Raw genomic sequence first — 386 nt, 5'->3', positions numbered from 1 at the left:
CTTCAGAGCGGTGCCAAGCTCGATAGTCTGCTGGCGGACATCCAGAAACTCACCGCTAACGGCGGCACCAACTATGAAAGCTCGTTCAAGGAGGCCTCTGCCTGGTTCGATGCCCAGACTGCTGCCGGTAAAACTGCCGTAGCGGGCTATGAAAACCTGACGTTCTTCCTGTCCGATGGTGACCCGACCTTCTACTACAACGGCAATACCACGACCGTCAGTGGCAACGGCTCCACCACCAACAATGACGTGCTACTTGGCTCGCTCGATACCTTCAACGTATTGGCTGGCAAGAGCGCCGTGCACGCCATTGGCATTGGCACTGGGATCAGCGAAAAGAACCTCAGCCTGTTCGACAACACCACGGACTCGCCAGCGTCCACCTA

General features: G+C 57.0%; 1 protein-coding gene. It reads left to right on the top strand.

Annotated features, from left to right (window positions below):
* Positions 1 to 386: hypothetical protein (locus AC0IYH_RS29735; RefSeq protein WP_471837668.1), on the top strand; the 386-nt coding region annotated here is incomplete at both ends.

Source organism: Pseudomonas sp. AC463, from assembly GCF_979253585.1.
The sequence above is the reverse complement of the archived record's forward strand: the minus strand, read 5'-3'. Positions and strand labels throughout refer to the sequence as shown.